Consider the following 6755-nt stretch of genomic DNA (forward strand, 5'->3'; position numbering starts at 1 on the left):
CGTACCGAACCCCATGGTTGGCATTCGCTGCAATTACGCAGGACAACCGCATCAAATACCAACCTGGTCTCATGATATGAGGTGGCTGCAATGAGCGCCAATAGGATTGGATGTCGGTATTTCGTCGAATTGATTGACTTTATTTATGTAAATTTATAGGTGACTTTCGGGAGGACATTTAAATGAGCGGCTTCCCGCGGCGTCCTGGCGAACGTCATTTATCGGTTCGCGTCGATTCGAGGAGATTCTTTCTCGTATTTCATCTGCGTGGCAAGCTCGATGAAATGTTCGACCGTGGGACTGCGATAGATCCCCTTCTTGTATACAAGATATACCGTATGGAACCCATCCGGAACCTCTTCGACAGGCCTGACAGTCAGCTCGTCGAACAGCGAGGCGCCGACCGTATCGAGGCTTAAGCCGATGGAATTCTCTCCTGCCGCAACGATAGAGGCGAGGGTGATCTCATCGTCGCACCGTTCGCTCGGCACGACGTCGTGCTTTTCGAGCAGGGATTTGACCTCTCCGCCCAAGGACGTATCTTCGCGATACGTGACAAGAGAGCGGCCGTCGAAATCATCGAAGGACAGCATGCGCTTTTCTGCGAGGGGATTGTCCTTGCGAATGATGGCGACGAGGTTCTGACGAAGCACGGGCACGAATGCAAGATGATCCTTGCCGTCGACGAATGCGGTGAAGGCGACGTCGTACGCATCCGCTTCCAGACCTTCGATCAAGCTTCTGGTCAATCCTTGATAGAGGTCGATGAGCGGACCTGAACCGAACTTTGCACGAAACTCCCTGATCAACTGAGGAATATAGCAGTCTTGGATCGTATAGATGGTTCCGACGGATACCGTGCCGCTGTATTGTCCGATCTGTTCCTTGAGAATATCGCTGCCCTCGTGAAGGGCATTCAGGGCTTTGGTCGCGTACTTATTGAATTCCTTGCCGTATTTCGTCAGGCGGACGTTTCTTCCGCTCTTCTCGAAGAGCGGAACCCCGAGCTCCTCTTCAAGCCGGGCAATGGAATTCGAGAGCGTGGGTTGCGTGATATACAGCTGTTCAGCGGCCTTCGTATAATGCTGCAGCTCTGCGAGCTTGCAGAAATATTGAAGCTGGGAGATATTCAAAAGAACCCCTTTCGCTCCACCGCGCCGAACGCGCCCGCACCCATGGCTCGGGAATATGCAAGGCAAGGCTGTATTCCATGAATTATATCGTTTGCATTATGGATAGGGTGCGAATGCCGCTGTCCAGACCTATGATATCTGGTCAATTTCGGCATTCTGATGAAAAACGACGAGGAGCCCTCCCTGCTCGGGAGGGCTCCTCGTCCTCAAAGGATCGCGCAATCGCAGGATGAATGCACGCGGCGGTTCACCCAACCTGCCCCGAATGGTTACTTGCCCTGAAGAACCGCAAGCTTGACGGGTCCGCACACGGAGCCATCGGCCATTGCCGCATCGATTTCTTCTTTGGTGTACCCGAGCTCAACCATGACCGCCTCGGTAGAAGAACCCATCATTCCGGTGGGTTCAAGCTCGGCGGTCTCGTTCAGCTCGAACTGGACGGGCACGGTCGGGCACCAGCGGCCGCCCTTGGGATAGGGGACCTGCTTGATGTATTCGTTCACAAGTGCGTTCTGATCCTCGTACACATCGAGCGGCGTCTGGGCAGGCTCGCACGGCATATCGTTCTTGCCGAACATATCGAGCAGCTCGTCGCGCGTGAACTGCGCGAATCCCTCATCGAGGATGTCGGTGACCTCGCCGGCAAGGCCCTTGCTGTTCACAGCCTGGACATCGGAATAATCGGGATGCTCGGCAAGGTCTTCGCGATGGATGAGCTTCATGACCCTCGGCCAATCGCGATTGTATTCGGGAAGGCAGAGGACGACCCACTTGTCATCCTTGGAATGGAAGACGTTGTTGAGCGGATTGTTGACCTCGCGACGGCTCTTCGGATACTGATTGCCGTATTGCGCGGAAACCATGCCGGTAGAGAGCGCGTAAATCGCAGCATGCTCCAAGGCGCAGGTGACGTAATCGCCGGCACCGGTCTTCTCGCGACCGATAAGGGCGGCGAGGATGCCGGATGCGAGGAACATGGAGGCTTGGAAGTCGCCGTAGCCGTTGGTCGGGATCATAGGGGCGTCGCCCTTGTTCACCGTGGTTCCGAAGACGCCGCCGCGACCCATGTAGCAGGTGACATCGAATCCGGCGTTATCCTTTTCGGGACCCTTCTTGCCGTAGCCGAGACCATGGCCCATGACGAGCCGAGGATACCGAGCATGCAGGCTCTCCCAATCGAGGCCCATCTTCGCCAGAGACTTGGCGCGCATGTTGGTGATGAACACGTCGGCCTCGGCGAGCAGCTTATGCATAACCTCGAGTCCCTTTTCGGATTTGAGATTCAGGCTGATGAAACGCTTGTGCATGTTCGCCATATCGAAGCCGAGATTCTCGTCGTCGTCGGCCGTCATGCCGAACACGACGGCCTGGTTCACACGACCTGGATCGCCTTTGGCGGCCTCGATCTTGATGACGTCGGCGCCCCACTCGCCCAGAGCACGGCCGGTGGTCGGCGTAGCCAGGAAGGTCGTGAGGTCGACTACCTTGATTCCCTCAAGAGGCTTGCTCATATCTTCTCCTTAGAACTGTGACGGGAACTGATGCATCCCGATGCAAAGGAGGAGGACCGACGAGACCGTCAGCCCTCCTCTGCGATTCCGTTCCAGACAAGACTTCCCGTGACGGATTAGAAGTTGTACTTGATCTGGCCGTCGAAGTCCTGGCATTGACGCGCGATGGTGATGCGCTGGACGCAGGGAGCGCCCTCTTCGAGCCACATGGCGCGGCAGTCGCGGTACAGACGCTCGGTCGGGCCGTAGGGGCTGTCCTCGAAGTAGCCGTCGCCGCCGAAGATCTCGAGCATCTCGTCGGAAACCAGCTTGACGGTGTCGATGGAGAAGAGCTTGCAGATGGCGGCCTTCTCGGTGACGTACTCGTTCGTCGGGTTGATGTCGTAGTCGCGCGCGAAGTCGTAGATGGCGGTGCGGAGGACATGGATCATCTTCTGCATCTCGGCGATCTTCTGCTTGATCATCTGACGAGTGGCGATCGGCTTGCCGAAGGTCACGCGGTCATTGGCGCGCTTAAGGGAGATCTCGAGCATGCGCTGGGCCATGCCGAGGTTGGAGCACGCGATATGGACGCGAGAGACGGAAAGCGAATGGATGGCGATTTCCATGCCCTGGCCCTCTACGCCAAGCAGATACTTGGGATCAAGCTTGACGTTGGTGAACTTCAGGCCGGCATGGCCTGCGCCGCGGCAGCCCATCATGTGGGACATCGGGACGATTTCGAAGCCGGGAGCATCGTTCGGAACGACGAAGGCGGACAGGCGGTCGTCCTTCTCCTTGCTTTCGTCGGTGACGGCGATGACATAAGTGTAGTCAGAGCAATCGGTATGGCTGATCAGCCACTTCTCGCCGTTGAGGAGATAGGTGCCGTCGGCCTGCTTGATGGCGGTGGTGTGGATGTCGGCACCCGTGCCGCCGGTCTGCTCGGTCAGGGCGAAGTTGATATAGACGGACTTGTCCTGGAACTTGTCCATCAGCTGATCTTTAAGCTCCTTGGTGCCGTAATCATCGAGAATGCGCCAGTTGAGGTCGGCCGCATGATGAAGATGCATGCGCATTCCGCCAGGACCGCGGGAGAATTCTTCCTGCACACGCAGAATTTCAAGCTCGGAAAGATCCCATCCTCCGTATATGGAAGGCAGGTAGTAACGATACAGATCGTTCTTCTTGGCGAGTTCGTAGAACTCCTCCGGGAACGTGTTCGTGACCTCGATTTCCTTCTGCATCTCATCGAACGGGCCTTCGGCCAGCTCGCGAATCTGCTTCAGGTAAGCCTCGAACTGCTCATCGGAGATTTTCGCGTTGGGATTCATACATCCTCCTTTTGGTCACGCGACTTTTTTCTCGAGCTTGAATAGCTCTTACGGCGACTATTTTGTATTGGAACGATGGAAATATCCAATTGATGCTGTGAGCTGTTTTGCGAAAGAATCATTGAGATACGCAATGATTGCATAGAATTCCCTGTTCATGATTTATATTCCCGAAGAAGACGCCGGCATTGGGGTTGCCATCCTATCCAGAGGCATGCGCACGATTCCAAGATTGCCTATTGACAAATAGGCAATCATCCCTACCTTGCAACGGAACTTGCACTCGATGCAAGGATCCTTGTCGCAGTATGCGAAGGCGTCTTCTTCTGCGAAGGCGAACACGAGCGGAGAGCGCTTCTTCGGAAGGACGTACTTCAGCTGCATTCCCGTGAACGACTTCAACGCAACCCAATCGATCGAATAGGCTGCATCGTCTATGTCCCAGATGATCTTCAAGGCATTGTTGTTGAAGCTCCCCACGAACGCGTAATCGAGCTTCACGCCTTCCGGAAGATCGGCAAGGCTTAGAAACTCGCACGACGTATCCCGGGCTTCCTCGGCGGAATCGAAGAAACCCACGTACGCAGGCTCGACGACAGGCGTGCGCGCATCCCCTGAGTACGCAGAGGGAAGCGCTCCGCTTACCCCGATGGCGATCGAGTCGTCAGATGCCTCGTAGAAAGGCAGGTCGTCTGGCGCAACGCGTGGTTTGAAGGTCGATCTCGACCGGGTGACGCTGTATTCGGTGCTTTTCACGTCATCACCCCCCCTTCCTCCATCCTCTTCTTCAACTCGGCAGCCAGAACATGCTTCCGCACCTTCCCCGTTGCCGTGTAGGGAAGGGAATCTATCGGCTCGAGCCTTTCCGGCCAAACGCGCTTAGGCACATGATTGGACGCTAGATAGGCCTTCACCTCATCGAGGCTCGGCAGCCCGCCCTGAGACACGACGAAGGTGCAGATTCTCTCGCCGAGCCGTTCGTCCGGCATCCCTATCGATACATGCTCCCCGATGCCAGGACACCCGTTGAGAAAGGAATCCACCTCGTTCGAAGAGATATTCTCTCCTCCGCGGATGATGACATCCTTGATTCTTCCCGTGATGCGAATGCGTCCCTCGTCATCCTCAATGCACAAATCGCCGCTATAGAACCATCCATCGACATCCAGCGCGGCATCGGTCCGCGCAGGCTCATTAAGGTATCCGACGAATTGATGCGGCCCTCGAGAAGCCTCTTCTCCCTGAATGCCGGAGGGAACGGCTTTGCGTGAGCGGTCGACGACGCGAACCTCTATGCCCTCGTAAGGAATGCCTGACCACCGACCGTTCCATTCAAGGCATTTCTCAGGAGGAACGACGACATGAGGACAGCTTTCCGTCGAACCGTAGGATTCGCAGAGAAGGATCCCCTTTTCATAGGCACGCGAAATCAGCCACTGAGGCACAGGAGCCCCTCCGCACAGATAGAGACGCAGCGGATAGTCTCTGACGTTCCGTTCTTCAAGCAGTTTGAGAAGGTCGTAGATGAAGGGTGTCGCCCCATGCGACCAGGTGCATCCCTTGCTGCGAACGAAATCGAGCGCTTTGCACGGCGAATACTCCTGCTGCAACGCCACGCTGCTCCCAAGCAGGAACGCCGCTATGAGACCGTGATAGAAACCGGTCGCATGATTGAGCGGCGAGGGCATCCACATGCAGTCCTGCGGCCTCAAATCGAGAACCGAAAGATATGCGCGTTCGGAAAACAAAATGTTGTTATGCGTATGCAAGACCATCTTCGGCGATCCCGTGGAACCGGAGGTGGCGAGAATACAGGCAACCTCATCGGACCTTGACTCGGCGGCCTTTTCGAAAGGTTGCTCAGCCACCAGCGTATCGGAAAGCAGTTCCGCGCCATCGAATGCAGCCTTCGACTCGCGATCGATAAGCAGAATGCTCCGAATGGACGAGATGCCGCCTATGGCGCCGCAGCATTCCGAGCAGCTCATGCCTTTGAACTCGGTAGGAGTGATGAACACGACCGGCGCAACGCGGTCGAGCAGTGCCAGGAGCGGCTTGCCATAGAGGTTCGCGTCCACGGGATGCATCACGGCACCGACCTTCAAGCACGCAAGGTAGATCACAGCGAACTCGACCCATTTAGGCACTTGGAAGCTGACGATATCGCCATTGCGGACACCTCGACGTTCAAGCCAGGTCGCAAGTTTGGAAGCGCGCAGATCGGTCTCGCCATAGGTAAGAAAACGCCCGCCGCCATCCTTCACGTAGATATTGTCCCGATGGGATTCGAGTCCCTCGTTCCAGACGTCGATCAGGGTCTTCGTTTGCCAATAGCCCTTTTCGTAATACAACCGCTTACGGGCTTCGTCAATTCGAAGATCGGTAATCATGCGACACCCTCCGTCTTCGCAACGAACCTGCGCCGATACGCATCGCGCTTTCTGCGTAAAGTGTAATACGCCCCTGATAGCGGTATATATTTCCTTTGTTCGAGGTCTTGCGTCGAACCTATTGAATCTTGCATTGGCAATGGAGGGGGAGCGCGAAAGAGAAGCGCCGATCCGAAACGGGAACGAGAAAGGCCCCGCGAGAGGCGGGGCCTTCGGTATTCCGGAGCGCGCGGGCCGGGGAACGAGAAAGGCCCCGCGCATGGCGGGGCCTTCGGTGCGCCGGGGCGCGCGTACGGGCGCGCTGGGCGAGCGCGGCGGCCCTGCCTCCCACGGGCTTTCCCCGCAGTACGTCGGGCGATGGCGGGCTTAACTGCCGGGTTCGGAACGGGACCGGGTGATCCCCGCCTC

At 56.7% G+C, this 6755-nt stretch carries 5 protein-coding genes and 1 rRNA gene; all 6 read right to left on the reverse strand.

Annotated features, from left to right (window positions below):
- Nucleotides 1-218 precede the first annotated feature (218 nt).
- Entirely contained in the window at nt 219-1133 is a 915-nt protein-coding gene (locus HMPREF0762_RS08905) for a LysR family transcriptional regulator (protein ID WP_006363373.1), read from the reverse strand.
- 269 nt (nt 1134-1402) lie between these two features.
- Nucleotides 1403-2644, reverse strand: a complete 1242-nt coding sequence (locus tag HMPREF0762_RS08910) for a CaiB/BaiF CoA transferase family protein (protein WP_006363375.1) — start codon at nt 2642-2644, stop codon at nt 1403-1405.
- A 116-nt stretch (nt 2645-2760) separates the two neighbouring features.
- Nucleotides 2761-3957, reverse strand: coding sequence for an acyl-CoA dehydrogenase family protein (locus HMPREF0762_RS08915; RefSeq protein WP_006363376.1), 1197 nt, complete (start codon nt 3955-3957; stop codon nt 2761-2763).
- Nucleotides 3958-4119: 162 nt separating this feature from the next.
- Nucleotides 4120-4713: a hypothetical protein gene (locus tag HMPREF0762_RS08920; RefSeq protein ID WP_006363378.1), complete on the reverse strand. Its 594-nt coding sequence runs from the start codon at nt 4711-4713 to the stop codon at nt 4120-4122.
- Nucleotides 4710-6347 (reverse strand): AMP-binding protein, encoded by a 1638-nt coding sequence (locus HMPREF0762_RS08925; RefSeq protein ID WP_006363379.1) that lies wholly within the window; start codon nt 6345-6347, stop codon nt 4710-4712. The genes HMPREF0762_RS08920 and HMPREF0762_RS08925 overlap by 4 nt, the downstream gene beginning before the upstream one ends.
- A 306-nt stretch (nt 6348-6653) precedes the next feature.
- Nucleotides 6654-6755, reverse strand: a 5S ribosomal RNA gene (gene rrf, locus HMPREF0762_RS08930); the annotation flags it as partial.

Origin of the sequence: Slackia exigua ATCC 700122, assembly GCF_000162875.1 — a bacterium.
GTDB lineage: Bacteria > Actinomycetota > Coriobacteriia > Coriobacteriales > Eggerthellaceae > Slackia > Slackia exigua.